This window comes from Vibrio sp. Vb1337 (assembly GCF_033338715.1).
GTDB lineage: Bacteria > Pseudomonadota > Gammaproteobacteria > Enterobacterales > Vibrionaceae > Vibrio > Vibrio alginolyticus.
Genome location: NZ_JAWOTD010000010.1, coordinates 169,621 through 185,333 on the forward strand (window position 1 = coordinate 169,621; position 15,713 = coordinate 185,333).

Consider the following 15,713-nt stretch of genomic DNA (forward strand, 5'->3'; position numbering starts at 1 on the left):
GTATGTTTAAGCGTTTTTTTCTGGCGTTAGCTTTTCTTATTATGGCGGTATTGGTCGGCTTCCAGGTTATTTTCACCGTACCAGATCAGCCGCAAATCATTACTCAAACAGGCTCAGAGTTGACGCAGGATATTAGGTGTATCGAATTTAGCGGCTCAAAAGCTTTGGATCAGGGCGGTGAAATCAATGTACTTGTCTGGAATATCTACAAACAGAACCGAACGAATTGGCAAAGTGCACTCAATGAATTCTCTGCTGATAAGCAGCTGCTGTTATTGCAAGAAGCCAGCATGACACCATCATTTAAACAGTGGTTGGTGGATGGTCGCTGGGTTAGTAATCAAGTGAGTGCTTTTAAGGCGCTGGGTAGCGGTGCCGGTGTAATTAGTATTGCTCAAGGGCAACCAGAAAAAGCCTGCGCTTACACCTCTAAAGAGCCGTGGCTTCGCTTACCTAAGTCTGCATTATATAGCCAGTATCACTTGAGTAATGGCGAGAAACTCGCAGTGGTGAATGTACATGCGATTAACTTCACCGTAGGTACAAAAGAGTATGTATCGCAGTTAACGGCGCTTGAAATGCTTTTAAAGCACCATGTGGGGCCAATTCTATTTGCTGGAGACTTCAATAGCTGGAGTGAATCTCGCGTTAATGCGATGAGGCAGGCCTTAAAGGCTGCGGACTTACAAGAGGTGACGTTCTTGCCGGATCATCGAGTCCAATTTATAACAGGGTTACCACTGGACCATGTGTTTTACCGAGGTCTGACGCTTAAGTACGCAAAAGCGCCGCAGAGCGACGCTTCCGATCATAACCCATTGTTATTGTCATTTACGTTAAATAACTAGCTTAGGTTACCACAATATAAAGTGCCCAAATAACGTAGAATAATACCCATGGCAGGCTTGCTATCACCAAAGCTTGGCCACGTTCAAACTCCGTCCACGTCAGTACAACGCCGTAGCCGAGCACAATGTACCAAGGCAGAAGCAAAGGTAACGAGCTAGCGAAATGAGACCATTCGTTAGTAAGAGGCAGCTTTAATAGACCATTGAGGCTATTTAAATCGGCAGCGTAAGTCATTACCTGACCATGCTTGAGTAGCAAGCTCGCGTAGCTTGCTACATCGCCCAATACTGCTGGGAATAAGATAGCACACGATGCGGCAAACCATTTCCAGTAACCGTATTGTTGTTTGCTTGCCTTTGTTGCAAGAAAGAACCAAAGCGCGAGCAATAGTAAGGTGGCAAAGCGGTTGAATACATCATTGATGATCGCGCTTGCCATTAGCGTGTTTGGTTCTAATAGCTCAATCTGCTTCGGGTCGATTTGCTGAAATTGCGCAGCAAGTTGGTCACTGAGCCACGTGAAATCGACATTCGAAAAGTAAGCACCCCAGAATAAAAACGGACTAAGCATCAGGAAGATGAACGGTTGCCATCCCCATCCACCGCGTTGATAAAGCGCAAGAAAACAAGATGTTGGAGAACGAAAAATGTCCAACAGCATCACAAGTGGATTGCTTGATGGGTTCATACACTTACCTTCGTTACGTCAACGTACAACTTAAGCTTTTGACCCGGTTGTAAGTATTTTTTCTTGTGTAGCGAGTTCCATTTCACGATGTCGTTCGTTTTTACTTTGAACTTGCTTGCAATGCCGCTAATGGTGTCGCCAGAGCGAACGTTGTAGAAAACGGTACGGATCACAGAACCTTTGTCTGAGTCTTTCCAAATCACTAGCTTTTGACCCACACGCAATGGATCTTTAGGGCCCATACCATTCCATTTAGCTAACGATTTATACGACACTTTATTGTTACGTGCGATTGACCACAAACTTTCTCCAGACTGAACGACATGGGTGAGCTTGAGTTGACCACGAGCACGAGATTGAGTCTTGTTTAATCGGTTTTGTGCCGTTAATGCATATTTTGCATCGTCTTTTGTTGATGTCGGAATCAATAGGTATTGACCAATACGAATGTTGTTATTCGATAGGCCGTTGGCACGTCGAATGACTTTCGTGGTTGTGCCGTATTTATTAGCTAGCACGCTTAAAGAGTCACCAGATTTCACCTTGTAGCGAGCGACCTTCATCCCTTTACCGCGATTTTTCTCCACCTTGGTGAGAAAAGTCTCTTTTTTCTCTACGGGAATCAAAAGTTGGTGCGGCCCCTCAGGCGCTGTCGACCACTGGTTGTATGCTGGGTTGTAACTCTGCAACTCTTTTACGCTAATGCCGGCATAATCTGCGGCAATAGCCAGATCTAACTGCTCTTCTGGATCAACAAGCGTTAGAACAGGCTTGTTTGGAATTGCAGGAATATTAAGTCCGTACTTGTCTTGGTTTGCGATAACGTCAGCCAAGGCCAATAGCTTAGGAACGTAACTGCTGGTCTCTTTTGGTAAGTCTAATGAGAAGAAATCGATAGGTTTACCGAGCTTTTTATTCTTACGAATTGCGCTAGAAACTCGGCCTCCACCGCTGTTATAAGCGGCGATTGCATGTTCCCAGTTACCATCAAAACGCTCGTTTAGTTGTACTAGGTAGTCCAGCGCTGCATCCGTTGCTGCTGCCACATCTCTGCGACCGTCATACCAGTAGTTTTGCTCTAATCCCATCATTTTTCCGGTGCCTGGGACAAATTGCCACAACCCAGCCGCGCTACCATGTGAGTAGGCAAAGGCATCGAATGAACTTTCCACTACAGGAAGTAATGCAAGCTCCATTGGGAGTCCGCGCTCTTCGATACGTTTTGTGATCATGTATAGAAAAGGAGTCGCACGCTTAGATACCGTGTAAAGGTGATTTGGGTGCTTTAAATACCACGTACGGTAGTAGTCCACTTTCTTGTGGTTTGGGATATCCATGTCCAGCTGCATGGCGATACGTTGCCACACATCTTCTTGTTCTTGGGGGGAGAGAACTTTAGGCGCGTCGTTAGCGGATTTTTTTGCTAGTGACGATTTATTGCCCGGTTGAGCTTTTACTGCATTTTGCTTTGCAGTCTGCTCAGATTTATTGGTTTCTGGTGTAGAAGACGTTGAATCTGACTGAGTCAATTGACAGCCAGATAATAACAACGCCAACGCCCAAGTATACTTCAAACGCATGGATTCAGCCTATTTAGGGCCTGTTTATCTTCACCTGCCTGTCGCGCAACGTAATGTGCGTGGCAGTCGCAAGATAATAGACATCTTTTAAACACTAACTAATTTATAGAGGCAAAGAGCTTCTAATTATGCAATGGGGAGAAATTCAAATAGATTTATATCAACCCCAAACGTAAGAGAAGCGCCAGTGGCGCTTCTCGAAAAATCAGTCCCTGATAATACTGGGGTCTTGCAAACTTACAAGCAGAAAATGGTTAAAATTCGTTCTTCCACTCGCGTAAAGCAGTAAAAACCGAGCATGGATCGCTATTTTTAATGCGACTAGCAACAGATTGAACCACGTCAGGGTTAGAGGTTCGCAAGAACGGATTAATCCACTTTTCTTTGCGTATTGTTGTTGGAAGTGTCGGAATGTTGAGTGCTCGCAGTCGGTTTACATCGTCGCGATATTGGCGAAGTTGCTCATTGTCAGGTTCAACCGCTAGAGCAAACGCCACGTTACTCGCGGTGTATTCATGCGCGCAGAAGACTTGAGTTTCTTCTGGTAGAGACGTTAGTTTGCTCAGTGATTCAAACATTTGCTCAGGCGTACCTTCAAAAATACGACCGCAGCCAGCAGAAAAGAGCACATCACCGCAAAACAGTTTTCCGTCCCCAACGTAACCGATATGGCCCAAAGTATGGCCGGGTAACCCAAGTACTAAGAAAATCTCACCAAACAACTCCAGCTTGTCGCCTTCTTCCATTGGTGTCGTTAGGGTTGGAATTGGCTCTGATTTTGGGCCCACAACGGCGACGTCAGGAAATGCACGCACTAAGTCTGGAACGCCACCAATGTGATCGTTGTGGTGGTGCGTAATTAAAATCGCTTCTAAAGTTAATTCGTTAGCCTGCAGAAATTCTAATACTGGCTTCGCATCGCCCGGATCAACGACTGCGCAGCGCTTATCGCTATTTTGTATCAGCCAGATGTAATTATCATTAAATGCGGGTATGCTTTTGATCTCTAACACGATTCGTTCTCCGTCACCCATTTTAGTCAGGTGGTTAATGAAACCAGCACTCAGCAACAAAACTATACCACACCCGTCGACTTGGTCAGCAATGAACAACGGTCCGTGGGTGCTTGAGTCAATCCAGACCCGACTTGATGAATGGTGCCCGAAACTCTTCGGCTACCATATGCTCAAACTGGGCGGGTTGAGCTGTGAGCTAACCAGCTGTAATTGTAACATTCAACACCAAGTCAACGTAGATATCCAGAACCCGTTGCATAATGTGATTGCAGATGGTTACGAATTACCCTTTTTGGAAAAAAGCTTTGATGTTGTGATACTCGCTCATCAGCTCGACTATGCAAGCGATCCACACCGTTTGTTGCGTGAAGTCGATAGAGTGATGATGGATGATGGCTATGTAATTATTACTGGATTCAACCCATTAAGCTTGACTGGATTAGCGAGTTTGCTTCCATGGCGTAAACATAATTTGCCTTGGAGTGGACGAATGTTTACGTCGAACCGCATCAAAGATTGGTTAGGGTTACTTAATTATCAAGTGATTCATTGTGATCGTTATGCGCTGTTTCCGATGAAACGTTACCGTACGATGTGGACATGGTTGGAAAATAGTCTTGGTGATTGGGCATCACCCGCTGGGAGTTTGTATTACATAGTCGCGCGGAAACGGACATACCCTCTCAAGCCTATCAAACCGCATTGGCGCTTGAAGAAAAAGCTCACACCACTTGGGGTGATGAATCGAGAGGGTAACACTATGAGGAAAGAATCTCGCTAAGAGGGTTGGTAACCTGTATCTTCCTCAGTTGGGTTTTCTGCAGCAGTCCGGGCTAGCTCATCACACATTTCGTTCTCACGATGGCCCGCGTGGCCTTTTACCCAATGCCATTCAACTTGATGGCGTGCGGTTTCTTTGTCTAGAGCTTGCCATAAATCGGCATTTTTCACGGGTTTTTTATCCGCTGTTTTCCAACCACGCTTCTTCCAGTTATGGATCCACTGAGTAATACCTTGGCGCACATATTGGCTGTCAGTCGTTAAAGTGACTTTACAAGGTTGTTTTAACGTCTGTAGCGCGACGACAGCCGCCAACATTTCCATGCGGTTGTTGGTAGTTAACGTATAGCCTTTGGAAAGTGTCTTTTCTACGTCTTTGTAACGCAATACTATGCCGTAACCACCTGGTCCTGGGTTACCTAAACAAGAACCGTCAGTGAAAATCTCAACGTGTTTGGTCATATTTTTTGGTACTATTAGCCGAAACATTTAATAAAGCATAGTCTGACATACATAACCTTATGAATACCAGCAGCAATTCTGAATATAACCGCATTGTCGTTCTCGATACCGAAACCACAGGTATGAACCGCGAGGGTGGTCCTCACTACATGGGACACCGCATTATTGAAATCGGTGCCGTGGAGATCATCAACCGTAAGCTGACTGGTCGTCACTTCCACGTTTATTTAAAACCCGATCGTGAAATCCAACCAGAAGCGGTTGAAGTTCACGGTATTACGGATGAATTCTTGGTTGATAAACCGGAATACGCGAGCGTGCACCAAGAGTTTCTTGAGTTTATTAAAGGCGCAGAACTTGTTGCCCACAACGCGCCCTTCGATACCGGCTTTATGGATTACGAGTTTGGCATGCTCGATCCTAACATCGGCAAAACGGACGACTACTGCAAGGTGACCGATACCCTTGCTATGGCGAAGAAAATCTTCCCTGGTAAGCGAAACAACCTTGATATCTTATGTGAACGTTACGGTATTGATAACTCGCACCGTACACTCCACGGAGCTTTGCTCGATGCGGAGATTCTAGCCGACGTTTACCTCTTTATGACGGGTGGTCAAACGAGTCTAGAATTTAACGCGAATAAACAAGAGGGTGGGGTAGAAACCATTCGTCGTATTGAAGGAAGAAAAGCGCTAAAGGTTTTGCGCGCAAGTGCCGATGAACTAGAAGCTCACCAAAAAAGATTAGAGTTGGTGAACAACTGTATTTGGCATCAATAGGAGAAGCTATGTTGAGGGCTTTGTTGGTCGCGTTTTTAGCGATATGGAGTAGTCTCTCGAGTGCTGCGAGTGAATCTACAATGTCTTTGTTAGACAATCGCTTTCGAGTTGATCCAACCATCGAGCAGATCACGTTTTTGGTTTATCGTGAGCAAAGTTCTCAGCCAGTTGTTTTAGTCCGTCCTGACGGTAAAAAATACTATGCTTGGGGCTCTTACGACAATGTACGTTGGTATCAAGAAGCCTCACTCGATATTATTTCCGTTGATAACCCTATGCCAGGTCCATGGCAGGCTGTGGGGAAAGTTACGCCTAAAAATAACATCCGCTTAATTTCTCACCTAAAGCTCAGTACGGATCTGTTCCCAAACCGATTATATAATGGGGAAGCGCTTAAGTTTACAGCTCGCCTGACCTCCGACGGCAAACCTCTTGTACTGCGCGACTTCCTTGATCGCGTGAATCTGCGCGTGACATTTACCAAGTTTGTCGAAAATGAAGATGAGCTGATCAAAGAAGCACGTCCAGTGCCGATGGTTGTGGGTGAGTTTTCTGATGACGGCCGAGGCTTGGATGAAAAAGCAGGGGATGGAGTGTTCACGGTTCAGCTCCCAATAGACGTTGAGCCTGGTAAGTACCGTGCGCGCATCACGTCTGGCAATGGCGTATTCTTACGAGCGCAAGAGCAAGTCATCTTGGTTTATCCGAACCCAATCTCTCGTACTTTTATTCAGGCTCGTAATCCCGATAAGCCACACCAATTAGTGGTGAGTGGCGAGCAAGGTATGATTGCACCAGGCTCTATTGCAGTCACAGTGAAAAAGGACGCTCCCGATGGTTTCATTAGTTACAGCCAAGGACAGGTCTCTAAAGATGGAATGAGAGTTACGTTGAACCTCAATAACGATGCTGAGCTTGGTAAGTACGCATGGCGCGGCGAGATCTTTGCCACTGATTTTGCAACTCAGCGCTCGTTGGTGTTTCCTATCCCAGAGCAAACCTTCAGTGTTGTTGATGAAGTTGATCTAGAAGCTGCTCGAATTGCAAAAGAAGCTGAATTAGCCGAACAGCGCCGTATTGAAATGGAAAAGCAAATTATCGCTGAGCGAGAGGCTGAGCGTAAGCGCAGCATGATTATTATCGCGGTGGGTAATTTGATAATGCTGCTGATTGTGATCATTGCATGGATAGTCTGGCGCAAAATTAAAGCGAAGCGCGATGCCATGCCAGAGATGCAATTAGAAGTACCAAAGAAATAGTAGTAACACATAAAGCGAGAAACGGAGCCAATCGGCTCCGTTTTTTTATCAAGTTACCAAGTTGGAAGAAGAAAAATGGATAAAATATGAATATTTAAGTTTAATGTATTCAAATATATGTTTGGGATTTTATATAAATAATATATCATTTTTACTTTCTAAATTGGTTGCATTTTTAATGTGACTAACTTTCAAAACAATCAATTAAAGATAAAGAAATAATGAATAAAATTTTAGCTTTTTTTTGTGCAGTGATAATTGTAGGTTGTTCTTCTATTGATAATGGTGTTAATAATCCAGATTCGGGAAGTAATAATTTAAAATCACTTGATACCTTCACTTTCGATCCCTTAAGTAAAATCCAAAAAGTAGAAATACCAACTTATTATGATGGCTTGTTTGATACAGCAAGACCCTATTTAGATGAAAAGTACCCTTACACCTATGTCAGTAAACCTCAAGCATACATAATTGATGACGAGATTATTTCTTTTGCTCCTTGGTTTCCTGTCGAAGGAAGGTTTACGGTTTTTCCAACCGCTCACTATATAGTTATAACTCAAGAAACCGAGAGTGGCTTAGTCTCCGCACGATTTAATCATGAACAAGTAATTAAGCTGTTAAGTGAAGAGTATAAAATTACTGAGCATACAAGTCCGTTTTTTCATTATGTTCTAGAGGTTTCTCCAAGTGAACAAGCCAATTTTGTAGAAGATATCCATAAAAAATTGAGTAGACTTCCTTCAGAATAAGGATTGTTGGTTGAATTTTGGTCAATAAAGTCAGGGGTTCTGGCTTTATTGATTGCATGGAGTTCTATTTATATTGATTTGGGCTTTGTAATAGGTAGTACGCCATAATAACAAGAGCCGATCTTTTAGGGTTTCTGGATAAATATTCAGCTGTGCGTGATAAATAAGAATAAGTAAACGCGAGGTCTCTGATGAAATACAAAAAGCGTCAGAAGTATAAATACACTCTCCATTCTGAAGAAAAGATTGAGACTCACATTTCAGTGAGTAACGCGTATGACAGCCCTTTTCTTAGTTTGTCCAAACAAGGCGTGTTAACGATTAAAAAGGGCTATGCATGGGATGGAGCGAGTGGGCCAGCGTTAGACACAAAAAACATTATGAAAGCTTCTTTAGTGCATGATGCTCTTTACCAACTCATGAGGGAAGAGGTGTTGCCTCAAAGTGCTCGAAAGCATGCGGATACGTTGTTGAGAGAAACATGTTTAGAAAAAGGAATGTCTAGCTTCAGAGCAACTTATATCTATTATGGCGTCAGAGTTGTCGGCGGGTTCTTTTCTAGACCCGATACTTTGTGTGCTTAATGGGAACATCTTTCCAGCGTATAACTGTTTATTTATACAGTTTAGTTATGTAAGCTCCAAGGTGATACAAAGGAGTAGTACATAATGACAATAAGATATGAAGAGCATGTGCCAAGCCCGAAAGAATACTGTGATATGCGTATAAAAGCCGGGCTATCACCTAAATCGTTGAAAGCTGCTGAAATTGGCCTACCCAATTCGTTATATGGCGTATCTGTTCGGGATGAAGGAAAGCTCATTGCAATGGGTCGGGTTGTTGGTGACGGGGCGTGTAACTTCGAAATTGTCGACGTTGCCGTTGATTCTGATTATCAAGGTAACGGTTTAGGTAGAAAAGTCATGGAATACATCGACGGTTATCTTTCTTCTGTTGCACTTGAAGGCTCTTACGTTTCTATGATTGCTGATGAACCGGTCTTTTACGAAAAGCTTGGTTATAGGCTGGTGGCTCCTAAAAGCCAAGGGATGACAAAAAAGTTTAAGCCAAAGGCATAACACGTATTCAGCTGTGAAGATAAGCACTAGAAAACAGGAGTTTAATTTCCTGTTTTCTATATTAAATTTCTATTTAAGCCACTTCTGGAATTGGTTTGGGTGGCTGCTCTAAATCAGGCTCTTTTTGAACAGTAGGAATTTGTCCCTCACCCACAGCACTGATGTAACAGCCACTAAGTTTAATGGCAAGGTACATATCAGCTCGCAGTAAGATGCCTCCTTCACTGGTGCTGATACCAGTAAGCTCACACCATTGACGAAGACGTCGTTTCCTTCCTGCGAGGATTAAGCGTACACCTCTCTTTTTCAAAGTATTGTGAATATCTGCCAGTGTTGCCATCACACTGAGATCCAAGTGAGTAAAGCTCGATACGGCGTCGATGACAACGCAACTTGCGTCTTTGTGATGCTCTGCCTGCTCTAACACTCTACGTTTAAAGTAAGGAGCATTGAAGTAAGTTAGCGGTGAGTTAAAGCGGTAAATCACCATTCCAGGAATAGGCGAAGCTTTTCCTGAGTCGTCGATGGTCCGAATGGTACCTTTTTCATCCAAGCCAAGTAGCTGATCACTCGGTCGCATGACAATCCGTAAAAATTGAAACAGCCCTAGCAATACCGCCAAAGTGATCCCCGGTATTACACCCACGATCAACACAGAAATAAAAGTAATGATGGCCAGATAAAATGCATCTTTGTCACGAGATTTTAATTTCCAAATTGCTTTAAGATCGAGCAGCGATAGGGACGCAATGATCAATACAACACCAAGTGAAGCGATAGGGATGAACTGCAAAGGCTCGTAAATAAATACCGCAATAATGGCAATGGTGATTGCGGCGACAATCGAAACTAATTGAGATTTACCGCCATTTGCATCATTGACGGCTGTGCGTGAGTCAGCGCCGCTTATTGCGAAACCTTGTGAAAACGCTGAGGCAATGTTGGCAAAACCCAACGCCTGAAACTCTTTATTTGCATCAATATCATAACCGTTTTTAGCCGCGAAACTGCGGGCGGTGAGCATCATGCTAACAAAACTGACAATCGCAAGGTTGAGCGCCGGGACTACTAGTTCACGAACTTCACCTAGCTCAAATTCCGGTGTTTGAAACTGAGGGAAGCCACCTTGAGTGAGTCCGACAACCGATACGCCCATCTCTTGTAAATGGAAAAACCAAACTGACGCAGTAGTTACGAGGATCGCCAGCATGGCAGCAGGCCAAGTTGGTCGGTAGCGTTTGGTGAGCAAATAAACGACAACTGTGACGATACTCAGAGTTACAGTAGGCCAATGAAGATCGGTTAATCGTTGTGGAGCTTCCCATAAACGTTCCAGTAAATAACGTTGCTCGTATTTCAAACCGACTACTTTCGCAAACTGACCAACGATAATTGTGAGAGCAACACCGTTGAGTAGACCCAAAAGAATCGGACGAGAAAGGAAATCTGCAAACACTCCTAGCTTGAAACGACTTGCCAGTACACACCAAATCCCCGTCATCGCTGTCATGGTCATAACCAACTGCCAATGTTTTGTGGGGTCACCTGCGGCAAGTGGTGTCACAACAGCAGCAATCACTGCACAGGTTGCTGCATCGGGTCCGACAATGAGTTGTCGAGATGTGCCCATCATGGCGTAAACCAACATTGGCAGTACACACGAATACAGACCGACAATTGCGGATACACCAGTTAACTGTGCATAAGCTATGGCAACTGGCAGTGCAACCGCGACAACAGACAAGGCGGCTCTGAAGTCGTTAACAAACCATTCTTTTTGATAATGCTTAAGCTGAACAAGCCCTGGGAACCACTGTGCGAGTAATATTTTAGCCAACGGATTTACCATATATGTGAGTGAGTTACTTAAAGTATACACCGCTTAGTTGGAACGTCTGTGAGTTAGTTATCACTGGAAATCGGGGGAAAGATTGGAGTGCGTGGCTTTTATTGCGATTGCGCAGGGGCTTCGTGGTGTGAGGTGTTATGAATGCGATTCTGGAAGCAATAAAAAACGGGAGCTGATACTCCCGTTTGTGGTCTCAGATTCTAGAGTTACGCGACACTATCCATCTGAGGGTATAGCGGCTTTGCGGCAAGCAGTTCCGGCTCAAAATCGTCAACGTTGATTGTATCTAGACGATGCTGTTCCGCTTCTCTGAGTAGATCGGCTTCTTCTTGCGTGATAAAGCCTTGCTCTAGCCCTTCCTGAGCTATCATATCCAAACGTAAGAATGGGCGACGCTTACCCTGCGCTTTACATACTTTGTCAAACACAGGCTCAGCTTGAAGAATGACTGATAGTGCAAGTTCAATCTTACCTGCTGCGTTGTGCTCGGTTGGTTCAAGGTATTGACCGCGACCAATGCGTGATCGCGTTGCACTTGGCGTTTGTAGAATGCGCGCCACTTTACTGTCTAGTTTATCGCTTGGTGCTTTGCGTACGCGACCAAATGGCATGATTAATACGCGTAGCGCACGGCCAATTACTTTGTTCGGGAAGTTTGCTAAGAATTCATCTACTGCCACTTCCGCTTGTTTCAAACTGTCTTGTAGACCCCAGTGTACTAATGGTAAATCTTCGACTGGACGGCCATCTTGCTCAAAACGTTTCAACGTCGCAGAGCTCAAATATAGCTGGCTTAGAATGTCACCAAGACGTGCTGATAGACGTTCTTTACGCTTCAAAGAGCCACCTAGCACTGCCATTGAGATATCCGATAGCAGAGCAAGGTTTGCACTGTAACGGTTCAATTGTTGGTAGTAACGCTTGGTTGCATCTTTGGTTGGTGATGAAGAGCCCAGACCGTCGCTCAAACCAAACCAGATACTGCGCACTAGGTTACTCATTGTAAAGCTCACGTGACCAGCAAGCGCTTTATCAAATTTCTCGACAGCATTACTTGCTTCAGAATACGCCGCGTTCATTTCTTCAAGAACGTACGGATGGCAACGGATTGCGCCTTGGCCAAAGATGATCATTGAGCGTGTTAGAATGTTAGCACCCTCAACCGTTACCGCGATTGGCGCACCTTGGTAACCACGAGCTAGGAAGTTAGAAGGTCCCATACAGATACCTTTACCGCCTACGATGTCCATTGCATCGATGATGCTTTGCTGGCCGCGGTGCGTACAGTGATACTTCACGATAGCTGAGATTACTGATGGCTTTTCACCTAAGTCGATACCCGCAACGGTTAAGTTGCTTGCTGCATCCATCACGTAAGCATTACCACCCAAGCGTGCTAATGGTTCTTCAACTCCTTCCATATGGCCGATCGGCTGTTTGAATTGACGGCGAATACGTGAGTAAGCACCGGTTGCCATTGCCGCAGTTTTGATGCCACCTGTTGAGTTTGAAGGTAGCGTGATACCACGTCCAACAGACAGACACTCAACCAGCATACGCCAACCTTGGCCCGCCATTTTTTCGCCACCGATAATGAAATCGATAGGAACAAAGATGTCTTTACCGCGCGTTGGACCATTTTGGAATGGCACATTGAGTGGGAAGTGTCGGTTACCAATCTCAACACCTTTGACATCAGTTGGGATAAGCGCACAAGTGATGCCAAGATCTTCTTTGTCGCCTAGCAAACCTTCAGGATCGCGAAGTTTGAATGCTAAGCCTAGTACCGTTGCGACTGGCGCTAGGGTGATGTAGCGCTTGTTCCAAGTCAGGCGCATACCCAGTACTTCTTTTCCTTCCCATTCGCCTTTACAGACCACACCGTAATCTGGAATAGATCCAGCGTCAGAACCCGCTTCTGGACTTGTTAGGGCGAAACAAGGGATTTCCTTACCTTCAGCTAGACGCGGTAAGTAATGATTTTTCTGATCTTCAGTACCGTAGTGTTGCAGTAGCTCACCTGGGCCCAAAGAGTTAGGAACACCAACGGTAGACGATAGAACGCCAGAAACACCCGTTAATTTTTGTAGTACCAAAGATTGCGCGTATGCTGAGAATTCCAGACCACCGTACTTTTTCTTAATGATCATGGCGAAGAACTTATGATCTTTCAGGTATTGCCAAACTTCTGGCGGTAAGTCCGCGAGTTCATGGGTCACTTGGAAATCACTCACCATGGCGCACACTTCATTCACAGGGCCGTCTAAAAAGGCTTGTTCTTCCGCACTTAACTTAGGTGCTTGAATTGCGTGTAGCTTTTGCCACTCTGGTTTGCCTTTAAATAGTTCGGCTTCCCACCAGACGGTACCTGCGTCTAACGCTTCTTTTTCGGTTTGAGACATAGCTGGCAGCACTTTCTTGAAAAGCACTAACGCTTTGCGGCTAATTAAAGACTGACGTACGCCAGGAACCGCGAGCACAGCTGCGGCGAGAACGTAAATAGCCCAACCAATAACGCCGACAGTACCAGCTACTGTAAGAGCCAGCATGGCTGCGGTGAGTAAGCTAATAGATTTCACGAGAGACATGCGGTGGTAGAGCGTAATGCCTAGCACGATCGCCATCGTGATGATTGAGAGCAAGATGTCCATATGTATTTTCCTTTTCAGACTTTATAAGTTTTGTACGTCTGTATGTTAGGTAAGAGGTCTAACCAGTTGGTTTAAGTGTAATCAAAATATTAAGGAAATGTAAAACATAAGATTGGATAAAAAGTGATCTAAGTAGAGTTAAAATTCTAAAGTTGAGATTTGAGTGATGGTTTCATGAGCAAGTTGACAAGTTTATTACCATCACTAATCTAAATCTGTTGGTTCACTATCGACACTAATTCTCGTTTGTGGGTAAACTCAGAGTAATCAAACCCGAGTTCAGGTTTATGAAATGTCCGATACCAAATTGGTATCAGAACAATTTGCTCAGTGAGTCAAGAGCTGACTGAAGCCGAAATAATAAAGAGAACGTCTTATGTACCATGATCTGATTAGAAGTGAATTAAACGAAGCTGCTGAAGTGCTCAACAAATTTTTAAGCGATGACCATAACATTGCGCAAATCGAAGCAGCGGCGAAAATGATTGCTGACTCATTCAAACAAGATGGTAAAGTATTGTCATGTGGTAACGGTGGTTCTCACTGTGATTCAATGCACTTTGCCGAAGAGCTAACAGGCCGTTACCGAGAAAATCGTCCTGGCTATGCTGGTATTGCTATTTCAGATCCAAGCCACCTTTCTTGTGTGAGTAATGACTTTGGTTATGACTTCGTGTTTTCACGTTATGTAGAAGCGGTTGGTCGAAAAGGTGACGTACTGTTTGGTCTGTCGACTTCAGGTAACTCAGGTAACATCCTGAAAGCGATTGAAGCAGCACAAGCGAAAGGCATGAAGACGATTGCGCTAACAGGTAAAGATGGCGGCAAAATGGCAGGCCTTGCAGATATTGAAATCCGCGTGCCACACTTTGGTTATGCAGACCGCATTCAGGAAATTCATATTAAGATTATTCATATCATCATTCAGTTGATCGAAAAAGAGATGGAATAATCGTTTACGGCCACCGTTTCGAGCTGTGTTGTTAGGGAGTTTTTTAAACCATGTGTGAATTGCTCGGTATGAGCGCTAATGTTCCAACAGATATTTGTTTCAGTTTTACTGGGCTCATGCAGCGTGGAGGCCGAACCGGCCCACACCGTGACGGATGGGGGATCACCTTCTACGAAGGGAAGGGCTTTCGAACCTTCAAAGATCCCAAGCCAAGTTGTGAGTCTAAAATAGCAGAGTTGGTACAAAATTATCCCATCAAAAGTCGTGCGGTCGTTAGTCATATCCGACAGGCGAATCGTGGTGGTGTTAATTTAGAAAATACTCATCCCTTTACACGTGAGCTGTGGGGTAGGTATTGGACGTTTGCGCATAACGGTCAGCTCTCTGGCTATCAAGACTTACATACAGGTCGACATCGACCTGTCGGTGAAACAGATAGTGAACTGGCATTTTGCTGGTTGTTGAAGCAAATGGAAGATCGATATCCTGAGCCGCCAAAGGATATGGAGTCGGTATTCTTATATGTTGCTAAATGTTGTGATGAGCTAAGAGAGAAGGGTGTATTTAACATGCTTCTGAGTGATGGTGAGTATGTAATGACGTATTGCACCAATCATTTGTATTGGATCACAAGACGCGCACCGTTTGGAAAAGCTGCTTTGCTTGATGAAGATGTGGAAATTAACTTCCAAGAAGAAACAACGCCACATGACATCGTTTCTGTGATCGCAACTCAACCTTTGACGGGCAACGAAGCTTGGCAGCGTATGAAACCTGGCGAATACGGCTTGTTTCACCTAGGTGAACTAGTCAAAAATAATGCCTCTGAACTGGTAAATGTGCCGTTTGCGGCGGCTAAGCCGGGCAATCAAGCGCCAACCGAACCGTTAGAGTGATGGTCTCTTACTCTGAATGTAAAAATAAAGCTCGCTTAATCGCGAGCTTTATTTTTATGCGTTTTAAACCGAGGGCGGATACGGATGAGCATTCTTACTTTCTAGAGTGCTGGTAGTAG

At 44.5% G+C, this 15,713-nt stretch carries 15 protein-coding genes; 9 read left to right on the forward strand and 6 right to left on the reverse strand.

The genetic code is table 11. From position 1 onward, the window contains the following. Positions 1-2 precede the first annotated feature (2 nt). Positions 3-848, forward strand: coding sequence for an endonuclease/exonuclease/phosphatase family protein (locus R7E42_RS13460; protein WP_213898531.1), 846 nt, complete (start codon positions 3-5; stop codon positions 846-848). Position 849: 1 nt separating this feature from the next. On the opposite strand, the gene R7E42_RS13465 is transcribed toward R7E42_RS13460, so the two are convergent. The 3 genes from R7E42_RS13465 to gloB all read right to left on the reverse strand — a co-directional run bounded on the left by R7E42_RS13465 (position 850) and on the right by gloB (position 4,129). Continuing rightward, positions 850-1,536: a YIP1 family protein gene (locus tag R7E42_RS13465; RefSeq protein WP_318072749.1), complete on the reverse strand. Its 687-nt coding sequence runs from the start codon at positions 1,534-1,536 to the stop codon at positions 850-852. Further along, positions 1,533-3,116, reverse strand: a complete 1,584-nt coding sequence (locus R7E42_RS13470; RefSeq protein ID WP_017820746.1) for a LysM peptidoglycan-binding domain-containing protein — start codon at positions 3,114-3,116, stop codon at positions 1,533-1,535. The genes R7E42_RS13465 and R7E42_RS13470 overlap by 4 nt, the downstream gene beginning before the upstream one ends. Positions 3,117-3,370: 254 nt before the next feature. Then, positions 3,371-4,129: a hydroxyacylglutathione hydrolase gene (gene gloB, locus R7E42_RS13475; RefSeq protein ID WP_017636045.1), complete on the reverse strand. Its 759-nt coding sequence runs from the start codon at positions 4,127-4,129 to the stop codon at positions 3,371-3,373. A 37-nt stretch (positions 4,130-4,166) separates the two neighbouring features. Here gloB and R7E42_RS13480 point away from each other — a divergent pair, with 37 nt between their 5' ends. Then, positions 4,167-4,913 carry a class I SAM-dependent methyltransferase gene (locus R7E42_RS13480; RefSeq protein ID WP_017636046.1) on the forward strand — a complete coding sequence of 249 codons (747 nt, stop codon included), beginning with the start codon at positions 4,167-4,169 and terminating at the stop codon, positions 4,911-4,913. Here the strand turns inward: R7E42_RS13480 and rnhA are convergent. Then, positions 4,910-5,374, reverse strand: coding sequence for a ribonuclease HI (gene rnhA / locus R7E42_RS13485; RefSeq protein WP_005380384.1), 465 nt, complete (start codon positions 5,372-5,374; stop codon positions 4,910-4,912). The genes R7E42_RS13480 and rnhA overlap by 4 nt on opposite strands. A 59-nt stretch (positions 5,375-5,433) precedes the next feature. Here rnhA and dnaQ point away from each other — a divergent pair, with 59 nt between their 5' ends. The 5 genes from dnaQ (at position 5,434) to R7E42_RS13510 (ending at position 9,246) form a co-directional block, all read left to right on the forward strand. Further along, positions 5,434-6,156 (forward strand): DNA polymerase III subunit epsilon, encoded by a 723-nt coding sequence (gene dnaQ, locus R7E42_RS13490; protein ID WP_017636047.1) that lies wholly within the window; start codon positions 5,434-5,436, stop codon positions 6,154-6,156. 8 nt (positions 6,157-6,164) lie between these two features. Continuing rightward, positions 6,165-7,415, forward strand: a complete 1,251-nt coding sequence (locus R7E42_RS13495) for a TIGR03503 family protein (protein WP_025768253.1) — start codon at positions 6,165-6,167, stop codon at positions 7,413-7,415. Between the two features lie 221 nt (positions 7,416-7,636). Then, positions 7,637-8,167, forward strand: coding sequence for a hypothetical protein (locus tag R7E42_RS13500; protein ID WP_005380387.1), 531 nt, complete (start codon positions 7,637-7,639; stop codon positions 8,165-8,167). A gap of 191 nt (positions 8,168-8,358) precedes the next feature. Further along, a complete protein-coding gene (locus tag R7E42_RS13505) occupies positions 8,359-8,751 on the forward strand; it encodes a DUF1353 domain-containing protein (protein ID WP_017633769.1) in 393 nt (130 codons plus the stop codon). A gap of 84 nt (positions 8,752-8,835) precedes the next feature. Continuing rightward, positions 8,836-9,246 carry a GNAT family N-acetyltransferase gene (locus R7E42_RS13510; RefSeq protein ID WP_005391824.1) on the forward strand — a complete coding sequence of 137 codons (411 nt, stop codon included), beginning with the start codon at positions 8,836-8,838 and terminating at the stop codon, positions 9,244-9,246. Positions 9,247-9,319: 73 nt separating this feature from the next. Here the strand turns inward: R7E42_RS13510 and R7E42_RS13515 are convergent, their stop codons facing one another. After that, a complete protein-coding gene (locus R7E42_RS13515) occupies positions 9,320-11,095 on the reverse strand; it encodes a SulP family inorganic anion transporter (protein WP_151515045.1) in 1,776 nt (591 codons plus the stop codon). A 206-nt stretch (positions 11,096-11,301) separates the two neighbouring features. Next, the gene (fadE, locus tag R7E42_RS13520) at positions 11,302-13,746 is read right to left on the reverse strand and encodes an acyl-CoA dehydrogenase FadE (RefSeq protein ID WP_005385392.1); all 2,445 of its coding nucleotides are present in this window, start codon (positions 13,744-13,746) and stop codon (positions 11,302-11,304) included. 376 nt (positions 13,747-14,122) lie between these two features. On the opposite strand from fadE, the gene lpcA reads away from it, so the two are divergent. Beyond that, positions 14,123-14,698, forward strand: coding sequence for a D-sedoheptulose 7-phosphate isomerase (gene lpcA / locus R7E42_RS13525; RefSeq protein WP_005380392.1), 576 nt, complete (start codon positions 14,123-14,125; stop codon positions 14,696-14,698). 50 nt (positions 14,699-14,748) lie between these two features. Next, a complete protein-coding gene (locus R7E42_RS13530; RefSeq protein WP_005380394.1) occupies positions 14,749-15,594 on the forward strand; it encodes a class II glutamine amidotransferase in 846 nt (281 codons plus the stop codon). Positions 15,595-15,713 lie beyond the last annotated feature (119 nt).

Bases quoted from the DNA above. Each gene is read 5' to 3' on its own strand.
- R7E42_RS13460 (WP_213898531.1), top strand. From the start codon at position 3: ATGTTTAAGCGTTTTTTTCTGGCGTTAGCTTTTCTTATTATGGCGGTA.
- R7E42_RS13465 (WP_318072749.1), bottom strand. From the start codon at position 1,536: ATGAACCCATCAAGCAATCCACTTGTGATGCTGTTGGACATTTTTCGT.
- R7E42_RS13470 (WP_017820746.1), bottom strand. From the start codon at position 3,116: ATGCGTTTGAAGTATACTTGGGCGTTGGCGTTGTTATTATCTGGCTGT.
- R7E42_RS13480 (WP_017636046.1), top strand. From the start codon at position 4,167: ATGAAACCAGCACTCAGCAACAAAACTATACCACACCCGTCGACTTGG.
- rnhA (WP_005380384.1), bottom strand. From the start codon at position 5,374: ATGACCAAACACGTTGAGATTTTCACTGACGGTTCTTGTTTAGGTAAC.
- dnaQ (WP_017636047.1), top strand. From the start codon at position 5,434: ATGAATACCAGCAGCAATTCTGAATATAACCGCATTGTCGTTCTCGAT.
- R7E42_RS13495 (WP_025768253.1), top strand. From the start codon at position 6,165: ATGTTGAGGGCTTTGTTGGTCGCGTTTTTAGCGATATGGAGTAGTCTC.
- R7E42_RS13500 (WP_005380387.1), top strand. From the start codon at position 7,637: ATGAATAAAATTTTAGCTTTTTTTTGTGCAGTGATAATTGTAGGTTGT.
- R7E42_RS13505 (WP_017633769.1), top strand. From the start codon at position 8,359: ATGAAATACAAAAAGCGTCAGAAGTATAAATACACTCTCCATTCTGAA.
- R7E42_RS13510 (WP_005391824.1), top strand. From the start codon at position 8,836: ATGACAATAAGATATGAAGAGCATGTGCCAAGCCCGAAAGAATACTGT.
- R7E42_RS13515 (WP_151515045.1), bottom strand. From the start codon at position 11,095: ATGGTAAATCCGTTGGCTAAAATATTACTCGCACAGTGGTTCCCAGGG.
- fadE (WP_005385392.1), bottom strand. From the start codon at position 13,746: ATGGACATCTTGCTCTCAATCATCACGATGGCGATCGTGCTAGGCATT.
- lpcA (WP_005380392.1), top strand. From the start codon at position 14,123: ATGTACCATGATCTGATTAGAAGTGAATTAAACGAAGCTGCTGAAGTG.
- R7E42_RS13530 (WP_005380394.1), top strand. From the start codon at position 14,749: ATGTGTGAATTGCTCGGTATGAGCGCTAATGTTCCAACAGATATTTGT.